The sequence below is a fragment of the Aquabacterium sp. UBA2148 genome (assembly GCF_002328915.1).
GTDB classification, from domain to species: domain Bacteria; phylum Pseudomonadota; class Gammaproteobacteria; order Burkholderiales; family Burkholderiaceae_C; genus Aquabacterium; species Aquabacterium parvum.
Window position 1 is genome coordinate 1 of record NZ_DCXA01000217.1, and the last position, 16,639, is coordinate 16,639.

The following is a 16,639-nucleotide window of genomic DNA, read 5'->3' on the forward strand; positions in this document are numbered from 1 at the left end:
GCGGGCCTTGGCGCAAGGTCCGCAACCAGACCTGCCGAGCCCCCTCAGGCTGCGGTGTTGCCAGCCCCGACTGCTGGCTGTTCGGTCACAACCGATGTCCCGCTCGACAGCATGCCCGTCAGGGCCTGCGAGATGCCGGTGATGCCTTCGTTGGACAAGCCTGCGTCCTTCATCACGGCATCGACGATCGGTTTGGCGATCTGATACTGGAGTGCAGAGTTCATGACTTGCTCGGGGAACGTGCCTTGTGCGCCGGAAGATGGGGCGGCTGCACCGCCCTGACCTGGCATGCCACTGACCTGAAACAGTCGGATCGAGTCGATTTTCTCGATGGGGCGAACAGCCTGCTCCAGGATTTGCGGCAACTGCTGCAACAGCAATGTGCGCACCTGCAGATCGATCTGGGCGGCCGACAAGGTATTGAGCGCTTCGTTGATGGCGCGCTTGCCCTCTGCCTCTGCCAGTGCGGCGGCCTGCTTGGCCTTGGCCTCGATGGTCAGGGCTTCGGCGCGGTCCATCGCAGCTTCCTTTTCTGCGCTGGCCGACACCTTCACCGAGATCGCGTTCTGTTCGGCTTCCTTGGCCGCTTCGATCAGCTGAATGCTTTTGTCGCGCTCTGCGACGGCCACCTGGCGAGCCGTGTTCACGCCTTCTTCGGCCTTGACGGCCTCAGCCTTGGCCAGGTTGGCCGCGGCATCGGCGTCCGACTGTTCCCGCGATTTGTTGGCGATCGCGATTTGTGTGTCCTGGCGTGCAATCTCGACTTGCTTGCGCTGCTCGGCGCGCTGCATTTCGGTTTTGCGTTCGAGTTCGATCTCGCGCGTCTGGATGACCAGGTTCTTCTCGATCTCGGCGGCTTTGATCTCGCGCTCTGCCTCGATGCGCTTTTGGCTCACCTGGCGCTCGGCCTCGATCTTGGCGGCCTCGGCTTCGCGGCTGCGCTCGGCTTGCTGCGACGCAATCAGGGCAGCCTGCTCGGCGCGCGTGACCTCGATTTCGCGTTGCTGGCCCAGCGTGGCGAATTCCTGATCTTTCTCGATGGTCAGCTTCTGGCGCGTGGCGTCGAGGTTCTTGGTGCGAACCTGCACCTCGGTGTCCTGCTCGACGTCGTTGCGCTGCTTGCGGCGCGCCTCGGTCTGCTCGGTCAGGCGGGTCAGGCCTTCGGCGTCGAAGGCGTTGTTGGGGTTGAAGAACTGCTTGTCGGTCTGGTCCAGGCTGGTCAGCGACACCGACTCCAGCTCCAGGCCGTTCTTCTCGAGGTCTTCGGCCACGGCGTTCTGAACGGCCTGGACGAAATCGCGCCGCTTGTCCTGCAGCTCCTGAATGGTCATGGTGGCGGCGGTGGCGCGCAGCGAGTCGACGAACTTGTCTTCGACCAGGGCCTTGAGCTCATCGGGGCTCATGGTGCGCGCGCCCAGCGTTTGCGCGGCGATGCTCACGGCTTCTTCCGTTTGCTTGACTCGCACGAAGAAAGCCGCCGTCACGTCCACGCGCATGCGGTCTTTCGTGATGAGGCTTTCACGTTCACGGCGCAGCACCTCGAGCTTGAGCGTGTTCATGTTGACGAGCACGCGTTCATGGAAAACGGGGAGCACGATGGCGCCCCCGTCCATGATCACCTTCTGGCCACCCAGGCCAGTGCGCACGAATGCGGTTTCCTTGGTAGAGCGCTTGTACAAGCGCGCGAAGATGATGCCGATGGTCACCAGCGCCAGCAAGGCGACGCCGACGATGACAAGCAGGTCGAGCAGGTTGCTCATGTTTTGAAATCTCCCTTGTTGCGTGAAACAAAAAACTGGATGTGTGCAGACTCGATTGACAGAGCCTTTGTCATTCACATCAGGTCTGGGTGCGGGTTGACGATGCACCGGTGGAAGGCCCCCACCTTGCGCACGATCAGCACTTGGCAGCCCTCGTCGAAGACCTCGTCGTCCAGGTCGGGCTCGACCATCAGGTAGTGCGTGCGACCGAGTGCGTCTTTGACGCGGGCCTGTGCGGCAAGCCCACGGCGCGCCGTGCCGCCACTGATGGTGCCGGTGCGCCCGATCAGCGTGGTTTCACTGACCGCAGAGCTCTCGTCCTTGGGGATGATCCGGGCGATCAGGGCGCCCAGGCCTCGCACCGTCGCCAGGCCCGATGGCACGGCCAGCAAGCCGGCCAGCCAGCCAGGCAGGTAAAAGCCGAGCAAGCCGTGGCATGCCATCTGCAGCGAGTAGCCAAACACCGTGTACCCCATGAGGAACAGGATCAGCAACACCAGCGATGGCACCTTGCCAAGGTGGAGCCAGCCCAGCAGCTTGTCCAGTCCGCTGTCGCTGTTGACATCGGGCAGCAAGTCATCGAGCCAGTTGCTGGGGCTCAGCGACATCATCATGCCGATGCCTTCGAGCAGGGCGATGGCCACGATCAACGCCAGGCCAATGCCGAACGGCAGGGTTTCGGGGGCTGCGTACAGGCTCATGCCTTGCTCGCCTTGATCTGGGCCATGCGCTCGGCGATCTTGTTGTCGCGGACCAGGTCGTCGAGTTCCTTGAGCTGCGCCGCCTGTTGCAGGCTTTTCTTCTGGTCGGTGCCACTCAGCCCCGTTTGACGTTGGTGGATGCGGTCAAAAGCCCCGGTGATGTCGTCCATGCGGTGCTCGGCCGAGCGTCCCGGGGTAACGCCTGCTGCCCCGGTTGCTGCCTGGCATTCCGCGCGGCTCGCGCGGAATGCCTGCAGGGCTTCTTCCATCTCGCGCTTCTTGGCCAGCAGGGCCGCTACATAACCTTGAAGCTCAGACTCCTGGTGCGTGAAGTCGGCAAGCGTGGTTTCGAGCACGGGGATCTGGGCTTCGATGTCGAGCTGGCGCGCCACGGCCGCCCGCGCCAGGTCTTCTCGACCTTGTGCCATGGCGGTGTCGATTTGCCCGATGAGGTCAGTGTGCTGGCTGTTGAGCCGGGCGTGCTGCTGCTGGGCAAGGTGCCTGTTGGCGCTTGTCTTGCCCAGCTCCTGGCGCACCTCGTCGATCACGACATCTGCCTCTCGCAGGCTCTGCTCCATCGCGGCCCCCGGGTTCTGGTCCTCGATGTGGTCGATCAGGGCGTGAACGCTGGCCGCGACCATGCGTGTGACACGTGCTTTGAGTGAATCTGCCATCTCAGCCTCCTTGCAGTTTGTGGATCGATTGTGCGAGCTCGAGCGTGGTGGTCATGTGCCGCTGCACAACATCGGGGTCGTGCGCCCGGGCCTGGGTGGTGGTGCCTTGTCGCAGCAGCCCTTCAGTGAGCGAGAAGGCGCGGCGCACCAGTGCATCTTCAAGTTTCGCGACATCCGCAGGTGTCTGAGGGCTGGCGCCCACGACCATGGCGAGGCTGCCCGTGAGCTGATCCAACAGCAGGTTCATGACCTCGGAATGACCGCTGCCTTGACCTTCGATGCGGGCCAGTGCGTCGCGCAGGCGCGCGACCAGTTCGCGTGCCCAGGCGTGGGCTGCTGCGAAATCGCCCAGGCCGTCGTGCTGGCGCTTGAGTTGACCAAGCAGGACCCGAAGCTTGTCGCTGTTGGTGGTGGCGCCATCGACCTGCAACTGGGCCAGCCAGAGGTAGAGGTCGCTCGGTATGCGCGCCGACAAAGGCTCCATCGTTTGGGCTGTTCCAGCCATGGCGGCTCCCGTTGCAGAATCTCGATGAATGCAAGTGTATTCAAACGAATTCGTTTGTCAACGGGTGCGGTCGAGTCGCCCCACGTACCTCAAGGCCGCGCCCACTGCGCCGGCAGTTCCAACTCGCCACTGCTGCTGAACCCCACGCTGCCCAACGCTGTGCCGGCCAGGCGCCCCTTGAGCACGTAATCGATGCGAGGGCTGCCGCCTCGGGCCGCGTCCAGCGCCTGGCGCACGAGCGACAAGGCGGACACCGACACCGGCACCGTGATCAGCGCTTCGCCAAAGCGGGGCACTTCGCCGCGCTCGTTGCTCACGCCGCTGGCGAAGTGCTGGCCCCGCACGTCCAGCGACACCGAAAGCCCGTCGTAGGTGATGGCCGCGTCGTTGGGGTTGACGATGCGCACCTTGAGCGCCAGGCGCGCCTCCAGGCCCTCGCCTCGCAGGGGCTCGACGCCCACCACGTTGACACGCACCGGCTCGCGATCGAGCAGGCTGGCACAACCGGACATGGCCAAGGTGGCGGCGCTCAGCAGCAGCCACTGCGCGCATCGGCGTCGGTTCATCGTTGACATGGGCTCCTCGTTGCTGGGTTGGGTTTTCTGGCATTGTAGGAAGGCCATGTTCCGGCGCTTGTCCTGGCCCCTCCCCGTGCCCATTCCCCTGCTCATGCCCATGCCCACTTCGCTCAAGATCGATTTCGTCTCCGATGTCTCCTGCCCCTGGTGCGCCGTGGGCCTGTGGTCGCTTCAGCTGGCGTTGGCCGAGCTGCGGGGCGAGGTCGTTGCCGACATCCACTTCCAGCCCTTCGAGCTCAACCCCAAGATGGGGCCGGGCGGGCAGGACATCGGTGAGCACCTCACGCATAAGTACGGCAGCACGCCCGAGCAGCAATCGCAGATCCGCGAGGTGATCCGCCAGCGAGGTGCCGAGGTGGGCTTCACCTTCAACATGGCGGGGCGCGGTCGCATCTACAACACCTTCGATGCGCACCGATTGCTCCATTGGGCGGGCGAGCTGACGCCAAGCCAGCCCGGTGCCCAACTCGCGCTCAAGCAGGCCCTGCTCAAGGCCTGTCACGAACACCGTCAGGCCATGGACGAACACCCCGTGTTGCTGGCCGCCGTGGGCGACGCGGGGCTCGATGTGGCGCGTGCGGCGCAGGTGCTGGCCACTGGCGAATTCGCGCAGGCGGTGCGCGAGCAGCAGGCTTTCTACGCCGAGGCGGGCATCCGCTCGGTGCCGGCTGTTGTCGTCAATGACCGGCACCTGATCTCGGGTGGGCAGCCGGTTGAGGCGTATGCGCGGGCCTTGCGGCAGATCGCAGCCGAGGGCTGACGACAGGGCCTGAGCCGGCGTAGCATCCGCACCCATCCCCCACGCACTTTGCAAGGCCTCCCATGAAAGCAACCTGGAACGGCGTCGTCGTTGCCGAAAGCGACGACATCGTCACCCTCGAAGGCAACCACTACTTCCCGCGCGCGGCGCTGAAAGACGCGTACACCACCTTCAGCAACCACCGCAGCAGCTGTGTCTGGAAGGGGCAGGCCCAGTGGCTGAGCCTGTTCGTCAACGGCGAGATGAAGCCCGACGCCGTGTGGTTCTACCCCGAGCCCACCGAGGCCGCGCAGGAGATCAAGGGGCGCGTGGCCTTCATGCCCGGCGTGGACATCTCCGACTGAAACCCGGGCCATGCGCTGGCCCCGGGGGCACCGATGGGCCACAATGGGCCCAAGAATGTTCGGTCGCTTTGGTTTGTGGCCCTGGAGATTTTCTTGGTCCGCATTGAACTGTCCGTCGACCTGATCTACGAGGTCGCACCCCCTGGGGCAGATTTCGTTTTCAACATCCACGGCGCGCACACCCGCTGCCAGGTGATCCGCAGCGAACGGCTGGACATCAGCCAGACCGTGTTGCCGCAGGTCTTCACCGACCCCGTCAGCCTCAACCGTTACCTGCGCCTGAGCGCCTGGTCTGGCCCCCTGAAGGTCAGCTACCAGGCGGTGGTCGACCTGCATCACCACCTCTGCGCCCCCGAGCTCATCGCCGAGACCCCGGTCTCGCGCCTGCCCACCGAGGTGCTGAACTGCATCTACCCCAGTCGCTATTGCCAAAGTGACCTGCTGGGCCCGCTGGTGATGGCCGAGTTCGGAAACCTGCCTCAGGGCTACAGCCGCGTGGTGGCCATCCAGGACTGGGTGCGCCGCCGGGTGAAGTTCGAGGGCAACACGACCACCAGCGCCACCTCGGCCATCGACACGCTCAACGAAGGCCGTGGCGTGTGCCGTGACTTCGCCCACTTGATGATCGCGCTGTGCCGCGCGCTGAACATCCCGGCGCGCTTTGCCACCGGCATCGATTTCGGTGCGGATCCGGCGCTGGGCCCCACCGACTTCCATGCCTACGTCGAGGTCTTCCTGGGCGGGCGCTGGTACATCTTCGACCCCTCGGGCACGGCCATCCCCATGGGCTTCGTTCGCTTCGGCACCGGGCGTGACGCCGCCGACGTGGCTTTTGCCACCATCTTCGGCTCTGTGCAGTCGCAGCCGCCGCGCATCCAGGTGCGGGCATTGCAGGATGCGCAAGGCCTGAGCGAAATGCCGCGCCACCGCAGCGAGGCCATCTCCACCGACGCCCCCGTTCACTGGGGTTGAATCGCGCCGAGCACCCCATTTCGGGCCGGATCCCGGATAATCCGGCATGAACCATCCATCTTCGCCGGCCAACCCGGCGACCTCGGCGTCCGCCAGCCTGGCCACGCCCGCCGCCGTCAGCGGCCCCTCCTTCTCGCAACTGCCTTTGTCCGAGGCCATGCAGGCGAACCTGCAGACCCTGGGCTACCTGGCGATGACGCCCATCCAGGCCGCCAGCTTGCCGCTGGCCCTCGCTGGCAAAGACCTCATCGCCCAGGCCAAGACCGGCAGCGGCAAAACGGTCGCCTTCGGCCTGCCCCTGCTGACCTCGCTGAACCCGCGTCGCTTTGCCGTGCAGGCCCTGGTGCTTTGTCCCACGCGCGAACTCGCCGACCAGGTCACCACCGAAATCCGCCGCCTGGCGCGCGCCGAAGACAACATCAAGGTCGTGACCCTGTGCGGCGGCAGCCCCATTCGCCCGCAGCTCGCCAGCCTGGAACACGGCGCGCACATCATCGTTGGCACGCCGGGCCGGGTGCTCGATCACCTGGCGCGCGAAACGCTGAACCTCGAAGCCCTGCAGACCCTGGTGCTCGACGAGGCCGATCGCATGCTGGACATGGGCTTTGCCGATGACATCGCGCAGGTGGTGGCGCAGGCGCCCAAGCAGCGCCAGACGCTGCTGTTCTCGGCCACCTACCCCGAAGGCGTCGACAAGCTGGCGCGCCGCTTCATGCGCGATCCGCAAGAGGTCAAGCTCGCCGAGCGCCACGACACCTCGCGCATCCGCCAGCGCTTCTACGAGGTCAAAGAGGCTGAGCGCCTGCACGCTGTTGGCCTGCTGCTCGACCACTTCCGCCCGGCCAGCACCATCGCCTTCTGCAACACCAAGCAGCAGTGCCGCGACCTGGTCGAGGTGCTGCAGGCGCAAGGCATCGTCGCGCTCGAGTTGCATGGCGACCTCGACCAGCGCGACCGCGACCAGGTGCTGGTGCGCTTTGCCAACGGCAGCTGCAGCGTGCTCGTGGCCACCGACGTGGCCGCTCGCGGCCTGGACATCGCCCAGCTCGAAGCCGTCATCAACGTCGACATCACACCCGATGTCGAGGTGCACACCCACCGCGTGGGCCGCACCGGCCGCGCGGGCGAGTCGGGCTGGGCCTTCAGCCTGGCCAGCATGGACGAGATGGGCCGCGTGGGTCGCATCGACCAGATGCAGGGCCGCGCCAGCGAGTGGCACCCCTTGAGCGAACTCACGCCCTCGACCGAGCGCGAGCCGCTGCGCCCGCCGCGCGTGACGCTGCAGATCCTCGGCGGCCGCAAGGAAAAGATCCGGCCAGGCGACGTGCTGGGCGCGCTCACCAAGGACCTCGGCTTTGAAGGCGCCAAGATCGGCAAGATCAACGTCAACGAGTTCTCGACCTACGTGGCGGTCGACCGCGACATCGCCGACAAGGCCTTGAAGGGCCTGCAAGGCGGCAAGGTCAAGGGCAAGTCCGTGAAGGTGAGGGCGCTGTGAACGAGGCCGACAACAACCCCCAAGCGCCTCAAATGACCGAAGCGCTTGACGCACCTGATGCGACCGAGTCGGCCCAGGCCCTCGAAGCGTCGGCCATGCCTGCCACGACCTTCGCCGCGCTGGGCCTGTCGCCCTCGCTGTTGCAAAGCCTGTCCGATGCCGAGCTGGAAGAGCCCACGCCCGTGCAGGCCGACGCCATCCCGCCTGCGCTGGCCGGTCGCGATGTGCTGGCCCTGGCGCAGACGGGTTCGGGCAAGACCCTGGCCTATGTGCTGCCGCTGCTGCAGCAGGTCGAAGCAGCGTTCCAGCGCCAGGAGCGCGCCGACATGCCCGGTGCCGGGCAAGGCGAGCGAGGTGCCCGCGACTCGGCCGGGCGCGCACCTAGGCAGGCCGCTTTGCATGCGCCCAAGCCCGAGCGACGCCCCACGCAAGCCTTGGTCCTCGTGCCCACGCGCGAGCTGGCCCTGCAGGTCGGCGAGACCCTGCGCGACATGTCCGAGCACCTGCAGGCGCCGCTGCGCTGGGGCTGCGTGTTCGGCGGCGTGTCCATCAACACGCAGATGCTGGCCTTGCGCGGTGGTGCCGACATCGTCGTGGCCACGCCGGGTCGCTTGCTTGACCTCATCGAGCACAACGCCCTGAGCCTGGACGGCGTGCAGACCCTGGTGCTCGATGAGGCCGACCGCCTGCTCGACAAGGGTTTCGAAGAAGAACTCACGCGCGTGCTGGCCCTGCTGCCCAAGCGACGTCAGCACCTGCTGTGCTCGGCCACCTTCGCGCCCGGCGTGCAGGCGCTGGCCGAGCAACTGCTGCACGAGCCCGTGCGCATCGACCTGCGTGCCGAGGTGGTGTCCGTGCCCGACATCCAGCAGCGCGCCATCCAGGTCGACGCGGCCCAGCGCACACCGCTGTTGCGCCACCTGATCAAGCAGGAAGGCTGGCGCCAGGTGCTGGTGTTCGTGGCCACGCGCCACGCCTGCGACTTGGTGGCGCACAAACTGCAAAAGCACGGCATCCAAGCCGCGGCCTTTCACGCCGACGCCAGCCAGGGCGCGCGCCGCGAGGTGCTGCGCGCGTTCAAGGCTGGTGAGTTGCAGGTGGTGGTGGCCACCGACCTGGCCGCCCGCGGCCTGCACGTCGACGCCTTGCCGGCGGTGGTCAACTTCGACCTGCCCCGCTCCCCTGACGACCATGTGCACCGCATCGGTCGCACGGCGCGTGCTGGCCTCAGCGGTGTCGCGGTGAGCTTCGTCAACGCCGACACCGAAACGCATTTCCGCCTGATCGAAAAGCGCCAGGGGCTGCGCGTGCCGCGAGAGCAGGTGCCAGGCTTCGAGATGAAGCAGACCGAACCGGCGCATCGCAACCCGCTGACCGACCCCGAAGGCACCGGGGGCATCAAGGGCAAGCGAAAGAGCAAGAAGGACAAGTTGCGCGAGGCGGCTGTGCAGGGGCGCGCAAGCGAGCCTCCTGTCATCGATTGACCCTTGCGAGGCCTGGTGTGTTCATGAAACCGCTCCTGCTCGCCTGAGAATCGCCTCGCGCGCCCCTTGGGGGCCGCCTCAGACGATTTTCATTCAGGAGCTTTCAGTGAACACACGAGCACGTTCTCGAGTGCCGCGCCTGCCTGCGCTGGCCTTGATGGTGTCTGGCCTCATCACCGCTTGCGGAGGCGGTGGCAGCGCCCCTGCCGATGCCCCGGCAGCCGCCCAACCTGAGGTGGCCGCGCCCCAGGCCATCGCCAAGACCACGGTGATGCTGCCCGCGCAGTCGGCCACCGTGACCCGTACCGAGACCACGGTCTATCAGGACGACTTCGAGTCGGCGGCATTCCACTGGGGTGTCAACGCCTGGAGCGAGGGCGGGTCGTCGCCGCAATGGGTCGTGGAGCGCAACACGCAGGCTGCCAACGCGCGCGCCGGCAGTGGTTCGGCGCACTTTCGCGTCGATTCGCCCGCGGTCATCTTCCTGCTCGACAACTTCACCTTCGCCAACGGCAAGCGCTACAAGGTCACCGCCTGGATCAAGTCCGACATGCCCGCGGGCGTCGAGCTGATGGCGCGCGGCGGCGGGCCGGGCTACTACCCCTACGCCATCGTGCGCCACAGTGCCACCAGCACCTGGCAGCAGGTGAGCATCGAGGGGGTGATGGCCGAAGACACGCGCTTGTTCCTGACCTCGCCGACCGGCGTCAACGTTTACCTCGATGACCTCAAGATCGCCGAGGTCAAGCAGGACGAGCTCAAGCCACAGAGCACCGCCACCATCCCTGACACCTTGTTTGGCTTGCACATGAACAAGCTGGGCACACACAACGCCTGGCCCAAGCTGGGGCAGAAGGTGATCCGGCTGCACGACACCGGGACGCACTGGTGCAACCTCGAGCCCCAGCGGGATGTCTGGAACTTCGATCGCATGGACTACATCGTCAACCATGTGCGCACGAAGGACCCTCAGACGCAGATGATCTACACCATGGGCCAGACGCCCGCGCACTCGTCCAGTCAGCCCGGCGCCACCAGCCTGTACTGCACGTCGAGTGGCGAATCGGCGCCCCCGGCCGACATGCAGCGCTGGACCCAGTACGTGACCCAGGTGGGGCAGCGCTACAAGGGCAAGATCAAGTACTGGGAGATCTGGAACGAATGGGACATCCCGCAGGTCTACTCCGGCGATGTCGCCAAGATGGTCGAGATGACCCGCATCGCGCGTGAGGTGCTCAAGGGCATCGATGCGAACAACGTGATCCTGGCACCCTCCATCACCGCTCGCCTGGGCACCCAGTACCTCGAGCGTTTCCTCAAGGCGGGCGGGGGGCAACATGTCGACATCATCAACCTGCACACCTACGAGCCGGGCAGCCCCGAGCGCATGCTGGGCAGCGTGGCCAACGTGCGCAGCATCATGGCGGCGAACGGCGTGAGTGCCAAGCCGCTGTGGGACACCGAGGGCGGCTTCGGGTGCGACCCACTGACCCAGCCCGGTTGCGTCAACGCCAGCACGCTCGGCGCGGCCGACCTGGCGAACCCCTTGCGGGGCCTCTTGCTGCTGTGGGCCAGCGGGGTGAGCAACTTCAACTACTACCACTGGGAGGGCGGCACCCCCACGGGCGCTCTGGTCTATGGCACCTGGGAAGACAGCACCCCCAACAACTGCGCGGCCTTCCTGGCCACGCAGGTGAAGTACAACCCGGACTGTGCGACCCCGCTGGGACGGCGTTATGCCCAGGCTGTGGGCTGGCTCAAGGGCGCCGCCCTCAGCGAGCGCTACACCACGAAGGGGGTCAACGGGCGCATCTTCATCGCCAAAATGAACCTTGCAGGGGCGATGCGCGTGGTGTTGTGGAGCGAGGGCGCCGCGGAGACGGTGCGTCTGTTCAAGGAAAAGGCCTGGTTCGCAGGCACCACCTGGGACACGCTCAAGTACCAGACCCCGCTGGACGGTGTGGGCACCAAGCAGCCGATCCCCGATGACCTCCTGGACGGCACCTTGACCCGCTATCGGTATGTCCAGGTCGGCCCCACACCTTTGCTGTTGACGACCAAATGAACGTCACAACAGCCCCTCGATGGCCGGCCAGGCCATCAGCCAGGCCATGAACCGCTTCCACCAGCCCGCATCGGGCTCGTGGTGGTGGACCACGGTGCCGGCTGGCGTCTGCTCCGTCCACTCGAGTCGATCGCCCGGTCCCAGGCGCACGCGGTAGGCATGCTGGGGCAGGTCGCGGTCCAGGGCCTCGGTCAGGGTGCGCGCCAGCGTCGGGCTCTCGATGACCAGGCCCATCTCGGTGTTCAAGGACACCGAGCGCGGGTCGATGTTGAACGAGCCCACGAAGGCCCGCTGACCGTCCACGGCGAAGGCCTTGCCATGCAGGCTGGCCGTGCTGCTGCCGGAGAGGTTCCACGGCCGGGCGCCCACATCCGAGGCCACGGCCTTGAGTTCGTACAGGGTCACGCCCGCTTTCAGCAGGTCGAGTCGTCGGCGCGCATAGCCAGGGTGAACCGCCACCACGTCGGTGGCCGCCAGCGAGTTGGTCACCACCCGCAGGGCCACGCCGCGGGCGGGGTAGGCACCCAACAGCGCCGTGCCTTGTTCGCCGGGCACGAAGTAAGGCGAGATCAGGTCCACCGATTGCGTGGCCTCGCCCAGCGCCGACTGCAGGCCCGTGACCAGCCAGTCCTGGGGCAGCCCCTGGCCCGAGGCTTTTTCGGGCGGGTCGGCGAGCAGCCGGATGCGAACCCATTCCAGGTCAGGCTTGCCCTGACCGAGGTCGCGTGCGACGCTGGAATCCTTGACGGCATCGCGGTAGCGCAGGGTCTGTTCGTCGTGGCGCAAGGTGGCCAGGCGCTGCGTCAACGGATCCTGTCCAACGGGATGCCTTGAGCCGATCGACGACAAGGGATAGGCCAGGGGACTGTCCCAGTAACTCTGGAACGAGCGCAGCACATCGGGAACGACGGCGCCGGTGGTCAGGACGTCGAGGTCGGCGAAGTCGACAAGGTCATCGGCTCCGAAGTAGGCGTCCCCGATGTTGCGTCCTCCCACGATGGCGGCGGTCGAGTCGGCAATGAACGCCTTGTTGTGCATGCGCCGGTTCAGTCGGCCGAAGTCGCCCAGGTAGGACAGGGGCTTGAACCAGCGGATGGGGAAAGGGTTGAAGAGCCTGACCTCGATCTGTGGGTGTCGGTCGATGGCTGCCAGCAGGTCGTCCATGCCGCCGATGCCGTTGTCGTCGAGCAGCAAGCGAACCTTGACCCCGCGGTCTGCGGCTTCGCGCAAGGCGCCCAGCATCAGCGTGCCCGTGGTGTCGGGGCGCCAGATGTAGTACTGCAGATCGAGGCGGTGCTCTGCCTGGCGGATGAGGGCCATGCGTGCCGCGAAGGCGTCGAGCGGGTCGGCCAGCACGCGCAACCCGCTGAGGCCTTCGGGCGCCTGGCTGGCCCGAAGCGTCTGTCCGACGCTGGTCCGTTCAGGGGGGCGCCACCACCGGGCTGGTGTCCGACGAGGCGAGCTCGGGTCGAGGAGGCAAGGCCACGCAGCCGCTCAAGCCGCTCAAGGCGATCATGATCAGCCAGGGCAGACACCTGAGGCGCATGCGCCGCGATCCGAGCCTCATGAACCGTCCGTTTCAGGCGGGTGGGCTGGCTTGACTTGCCGGGCCTGCCAGGCCCGAAGCGCCTGCCGGTAAGCGTCCATCGCCATGTCGTGGGCGTCGAAGATGCACGGGTCGCAACCGCTGCCACAGCACGCGTTGATGTCCGGTGCCTCTGGCGGCACGGGCATGGGGTCGTCGTCGGGGGAGGCTGGCGCAGTCGTCATGGCCCGGATTGTCGCGCAGCGGGGCCGATCACGCCGTTTCGCACCGCCACCATCTCGGCCACGATCGACACGGCGATCTCCGGTGGGGTGTGGCTGCCGATGTGCAAGCCCACGGGGCCATGCAGTCGCTGGATGTCCTCGGGGCTGATGTCGAAGTGCTCGACCAGGCGCGCCTTGCGGCGGTCGTTGTTGAGTCGCGAGCCCACCGCACCCACGTAGAACGCCGGTGAACGCAGGGCCTCCAGCAGAACCATGTCGTCGAGCTTGGGGTCGTGCGTCAGCGCCACCACCGCACAGCGTGCGTTGGGCTGCATGGCCAGCAGGGTGTCGTCGGGCATGGTGTGAACCAGCTTCGTGCCCGGGACATCCCAGCCGGCGCTGTGTTCTTCGCGCGGGTCGCACACCGTGACGTCGTAGTCGAGCGCCAGAGCCATCTGGGCGAGGTAGCGCGAGATCTGGCCCGCGCCGATGATGAGCAGGCGCCATTGAGGGCCATGGAGCGTGCGCAGGTGTGTGCCGTCCCACTGCATGGCGGCGCCACGGGGCGCGTCGGACAAGGACGTGGTGCCCTGAGCGAGGTCCACGTGCTTGAGCGTGAGCTGGCGGCGCGCCAGCCGTTCGCCGAGTTCCTGCAGCAGCGACACGCTGGGGTTGGGCTCGACGACCAGTTCGAGCGTGCCGCCGCAGGGCAAGCCGATGCGGGCAGACTCCTCCTGCGTCACGCCATAGGTGAGCGTGAACGGGCGATCGACCAGCATGTGGCCCTCGCGCATCCGGGCGACCAGGTCGTCTTCGATGCAGCCCCCCGAGACCGATCCTTCGATCAGACCGTCGTCTCGCACCACGAGCCACGAGCCTGGGGGCCGGGGGGCAGACCCCCAGGTGCGCACCACGGTCACCCAGGCGAGTGGGTGGCCGGCTGCGGCCCATGCGCGGGCCCTGGCCAGCACCTGCAGGTCAACGCTGTCCATGGGTTTGTCTCGGTCCTGTGAGCGGGGGTGAGGGGAGTCGCAGTTTACGCAAGGCGACGCGCCGCAAAAAAGCAAGCGCGTCGCAGCGATTGCTGCTACAGTGCGTCGAGATGGCTGCAGTTTCGCTTTCCTGCGCAGCCTCCGTCGAGATGCCCGCCCCCTGCGGCGCACCCTCGCCGCGCCCCGATCTGCAGTCTGCTCGGGTCCGGCATCACCAGGCAAGCTTCGTCTGGTTCCTCTCCCCCTGCCCAGCACGCCCCCCAACGGTCCACCCTGACCGGCCGGGCCCGCAGTTCGCACGCATCCGGGACAAGAATCGTTTCCTTCCCCTTCGGTCGCGGCTGGTCCGCCCGAACTCCCTGGCTGCGTCACGAGGCGTGGCCCACTTCTGCTTGATCCATTCGACTCCTCTCGCACGCACGGTTGGCCGTTTCGTGCTCTCTCCGATCACCCGTCAGACCGACAGCGGCGAGTTCGCCGCCTCGTTGTCCATTCGCAGTGGCCGTGGCGCCACCAGCCACGACCGGGTGTTCCGCTTCATCCCCCTGTTTGCCACAGCCCAGGCCGCCGCGAACTACGCGATCGACCAGGGTCTGGGCTACCTGCGCCAGCCCGCGCTGCCCGCCTGAGGCCCGCCCGCTGCCCTCCACCCGCTTTAAAGGAGCCCCCTTTGTCCAAAGAAGAACTCATTGAAATGCGCGGCCAGGTCGACGAAGTCCTGCCCGACTCGCGCTTTCGCGTCACGCTCGAAAACGGCCACAAGCTCATCGCCTACACCGGCGGCAAGATGCGCAAGCACCGCATCCGCATCCTGGCAGGCGACAAGGTGTCGCTCGAGCTGTCGCCCTACGACCTGAACAAGGGTCGCATCACCTTCCGTCACCTGGAGCCGCGTGCCAATGGCGCGCCCGCTGCGCCCCCGCGCCGCCGCTTCTGATCCTGTTCCGGCCTGACGCCGCGGCGGGCCTTCGACATCCGCGGCATGCACTGAAAGGGTCCACCATGGACAACAAGCTCTACGTCGGCAACCTGCCTTACTCGATGCGCGACGACGACCTGCAACAACACTTCGCCAGCTTTGGTGCGGTCTCTTCGGCCAAGGTCATGATGGATCGTGACACCGGCCGTTCCAAGGGCTTCGGCTTCGTGGAAATGGGCTCGCGTGACGAAGCTCAAGCCGCCATCCGCGGCATGAACGGTCAATCGTTCGAAGGCCGCGCCCTGGTCGTCAACGAAGCACGTCCCCGCGAAGAGCGCCCGGGTGGCTTCGGCGGTGGCCGTGGTGGCTCCGGTGGCGGCTACGGCGGTGACCGTGGCGGCTACGGCGGTGGCGGCGGCGGCCGTCGCGGCTACTGAGCACGGCTCGCGCTGTTGCTTGATTCAGGGCGCCGCGCAGGTGCCTTGACCCCGCCGCAGGGACAATGCGGCCTTGACGCCACCTTCCAGGGTGGCGTTTTCGTTGTGACAACGAGGAGCCGTCCATGATTCACACGGCGACCGCGAAGGCTGCGAGTTGTTGCGCCCGCAGGCCGGCGCGCTGTTGCGGGACGGAAACGAAAGTGGTGCGGAGGCGCTGATGTGCCTGAAGACTGGACGCTTGCGGGGTGCTTGGCTCGGTCGCGAGGGGCCGGCGATCGCGTCGCCGCGGATCTGAGGTCACATCACCGACGCGTGCACCTGCTGGGGGTGACGCAGCACGTCGGCCACCACGCGCAGGCTCTGCTCGCACTGGGCCTGCGTGGTCGGCCCGCCCAGGCACAGGCGCACCGCGCGCGGCGGGGCGGTGTTGGTGGCAAAGGCCGTGCTGGCCACCGCAGCCACGCCGCGTGAGCGCCAGAAGGACGCGGCCTCGTTCGGGCTCAGCGTCTCGGGCAGCTTCAGCCAGGCGTGGAAGCAATCGGGCTGGCTCCAGATGTCCTGGTCGCCCAGGTGCTTGAGCAGCAGGGCGTGGCGCGCGTTGGTCTCTTTGCGGATGGCCTGCACCACGGCGCTGGCGGTGCCGTCGTTGATCCACTGCGTGGCCAGCGCCACCGTGGGCGGTGCGGCCATCACCGTCAGCGCCCGAAGGGCCCCAGCCAGGCGCTGCGTGGCCTGCGCCGTGGGCGCGTGCACGTAGGCCACGCGCAGGCCCGCGCCCACGCACTTGGCGAACCCGGTCACGTGGTAAGTGAGTTCGGGTGCCAGCTCCGCCATGGTGGTGGGGGGCTTGGTGGGCAGGGCGCCGTAGGCATCGTCTTCGATGATGGGCACGGCGTAGCGCAGCGCGATGTCGGCCAGCGCTTCGCGCCGCGCCTGGCTCATGGTCACCGAGGTGGGGTTGAGCATCGTCGGGTTGCAGTACAGGGCCTTGGGATGCACGTGTTTGCAGGCCTCTTCAAAGTGCTGCGGGCAGGGGCCTTCCTGGTCCACCGCCAGCGCGTGCAGCTTGATGCCCAGTTGCGTGGCCAGCGCCTTGATGCCGGGGTAGCTCACCGACTCCACGCACACCGTGTCGCCCGGTCGGGCCAGCAGGCTGAGCAGGCCGCACAGCACGCCATGGATGCCCGGGCCCACCAGC

Annotated in this window: 18 protein-coding genes; 9 read left to right on the forward strand and 9 right to left on the reverse strand. The window is 66.8% G+C overall.

Going from position 1 to position 16,639, the window contains the following annotated elements; all coding sequences use genetic code 11:
* Positions 1 to 44: 44 nt before the first annotated feature.
* From B2W70_RS12105 to B2W70_RS12125, 5 genes are all read right to left on the reverse strand, one after another.
* Positions 45 to 1,760, reverse strand: a complete 1,716-nt coding sequence (locus B2W70_RS12105) for a flotillin family protein (RefSeq protein ID WP_286746010.1) — start codon at positions 1,758 to 1,760, stop codon at positions 45 to 47.
* A gap of 74 nt (positions 1,761 to 1,834) precedes the next feature.
* Positions 1,835 to 2,461, reverse strand: coding sequence for a YqiJ family protein (locus B2W70_RS12110; RefSeq protein ID WP_286746011.1), 627 nt, complete (start codon positions 2,459 to 2,461; stop codon positions 1,835 to 1,837).
* Complete coding sequence (locus B2W70_RS12115) at positions 2,458 to 3,135, reverse strand: PspA/IM30 family protein (RefSeq protein ID WP_286746012.1); 678 nt, start codon at positions 3,133 to 3,135, stop codon at positions 2,458 to 2,460. The genes B2W70_RS12110 and B2W70_RS12115 overlap by 4 nt, the downstream gene beginning before the upstream one ends.
* Position 3,136: 1 nt before the next feature.
* On the reverse strand, positions 3,137 to 3,640 hold the full coding sequence (locus B2W70_RS12120; protein ID WP_286746014.1) for a hypothetical protein: 504 nt from the start codon (positions 3,638 to 3,640) through the stop codon (positions 3,137 to 3,139).
* 89 nt (positions 3,641 to 3,729) lie between these two features.
* A complete protein-coding gene (locus B2W70_RS12125) occupies positions 3,730 to 4,215 on the reverse strand; it encodes an LEA type 2 family protein (protein WP_349677455.1) in 486 nt (161 codons plus the stop codon).
* Between the two features lie 94 nt (positions 4,216 to 4,309).
* Between B2W70_RS12125 and B2W70_RS12130 the strand changes: the two genes are divergently transcribed.
* From B2W70_RS12130 to B2W70_RS12155, 6 genes are all read left to right on the forward strand, one after another.
* Positions 4,310 to 4,978 carry a DsbA family oxidoreductase gene (locus B2W70_RS12130; RefSeq protein WP_286746062.1) on the forward strand — a complete coding sequence of 223 codons (669 nt, stop codon included), beginning with the start codon at positions 4,310 to 4,312 and terminating at the stop codon, positions 4,976 to 4,978.
* Between the two features lie 62 nt (positions 4,979 to 5,040).
* Entirely contained in the window at positions 5,041 to 5,322 is a 282-nt protein-coding gene (locus B2W70_RS12135; RefSeq protein WP_137839624.1) for a DUF427 domain-containing protein, read from the forward strand.
* Positions 5,323 to 5,415: 93 nt separating this feature from the next.
* Positions 5,416 to 6,294 (forward strand): transglutaminase-like domain-containing protein, encoded by an 879-nt coding sequence (locus tag B2W70_RS12140; RefSeq protein WP_286746016.1) that lies wholly within the window; start codon positions 5,416 to 5,418, stop codon positions 6,292 to 6,294.
* A gap of 46 nt (positions 6,295 to 6,340) precedes the next feature.
* A complete protein-coding gene (gene dbpA, locus B2W70_RS12145; RefSeq protein WP_286746018.1) occupies positions 6,341 to 7,792 on the forward strand; it encodes an ATP-dependent RNA helicase DbpA in 1,452 nt (483 codons plus the stop codon).
* Between the two features lie 32 nt (positions 7,793 to 7,824).
* Complete coding sequence (locus tag B2W70_RS12150) at positions 7,825 to 9,276, forward strand: DEAD/DEAH box helicase (RefSeq protein ID WP_286746020.1); 1,452 nt, start codon at positions 7,825 to 7,827, stop codon at positions 9,274 to 9,276.
* Positions 9,277 to 9,382: 106 nt separating this feature from the next.
* A complete protein-coding gene (locus B2W70_RS12155) occupies positions 9,383 to 11,341 on the forward strand; it encodes a hypothetical protein (RefSeq protein ID WP_286746021.1) in 1,959 nt (652 codons plus the stop codon).
* Between the two features lie 3 nt (positions 11,342 to 11,344).
* On the opposite strand, the gene B2W70_RS12160 is transcribed toward B2W70_RS12155, so the two are convergent.
* From B2W70_RS12160 to B2W70_RS12170, 3 genes are all read right to left on the reverse strand, one after another.
* On the reverse strand, positions 11,345 to 12,697 hold the full coding sequence (locus B2W70_RS12160) for a phospholipase D family protein (protein WP_286746023.1): 1,353 nt from the start codon (positions 12,695 to 12,697) through the stop codon (positions 11,345 to 11,347).
* A 207-nt stretch (positions 12,698 to 12,904) separates the two neighbouring features.
* Positions 12,905 to 13,111 (reverse strand): oxidoreductase-like domain-containing protein, encoded by a 207-nt coding sequence (locus B2W70_RS12165; RefSeq protein WP_286746025.1) that lies wholly within the window; start codon positions 13,109 to 13,111, stop codon positions 12,905 to 12,907.
* The gene (locus tag B2W70_RS12170) at positions 13,108 to 14,082 is read right to left on the reverse strand and encodes an XdhC family protein (protein WP_286746026.1); all 975 of its coding nucleotides are present in this window, start codon (positions 14,080 to 14,082) and stop codon (positions 13,108 to 13,110) included. Before B2W70_RS12170 ends, B2W70_RS12165 begins: the two co-directional genes overlap by 4 nt.
* Before the next feature lie 434 nt (positions 14,083 to 14,516).
* Between B2W70_RS12170 and B2W70_RS12175 the strand changes: the two genes are divergently transcribed.
* The 3 genes from B2W70_RS12175 (at position 14,517) to B2W70_RS12185 (ending at position 15,438) form a co-directional block, all read left to right on the forward strand.
* A complete protein-coding gene (locus B2W70_RS12175) occupies positions 14,517 to 14,711 on the forward strand; it encodes a hypothetical protein (protein WP_349677456.1) in 195 nt (64 codons plus the stop codon).
* A 41-nt stretch (positions 14,712 to 14,752) separates the two neighbouring features.
* On the forward strand, positions 14,753 to 15,019 hold the full coding sequence (gene infA, locus B2W70_RS12180) for a translation initiation factor IF-1 (RefSeq protein ID WP_286746028.1): 267 nt from the start codon (positions 14,753 to 14,755) through the stop codon (positions 15,017 to 15,019).
* 65 nt (positions 15,020 to 15,084) lie between these two features.
* The gene (locus tag B2W70_RS12185) at positions 15,085 to 15,438 is read left to right on the forward strand and encodes an RNA recognition motif domain-containing protein (RefSeq protein WP_058087729.1); all 354 of its coding nucleotides are present in this window, start codon (positions 15,085 to 15,087) and stop codon (positions 15,436 to 15,438) included.
* Between the two features lie 300 nt (positions 15,439 to 15,738).
* Here the strand turns inward: B2W70_RS12185 and B2W70_RS12190 are convergent.
* On the reverse strand, positions 15,739 to 16,639 hold a 901-nt coding region (locus B2W70_RS12190), incomplete at its 5' end, for a PLP-dependent aminotransferase family protein (RefSeq protein ID WP_286746031.1).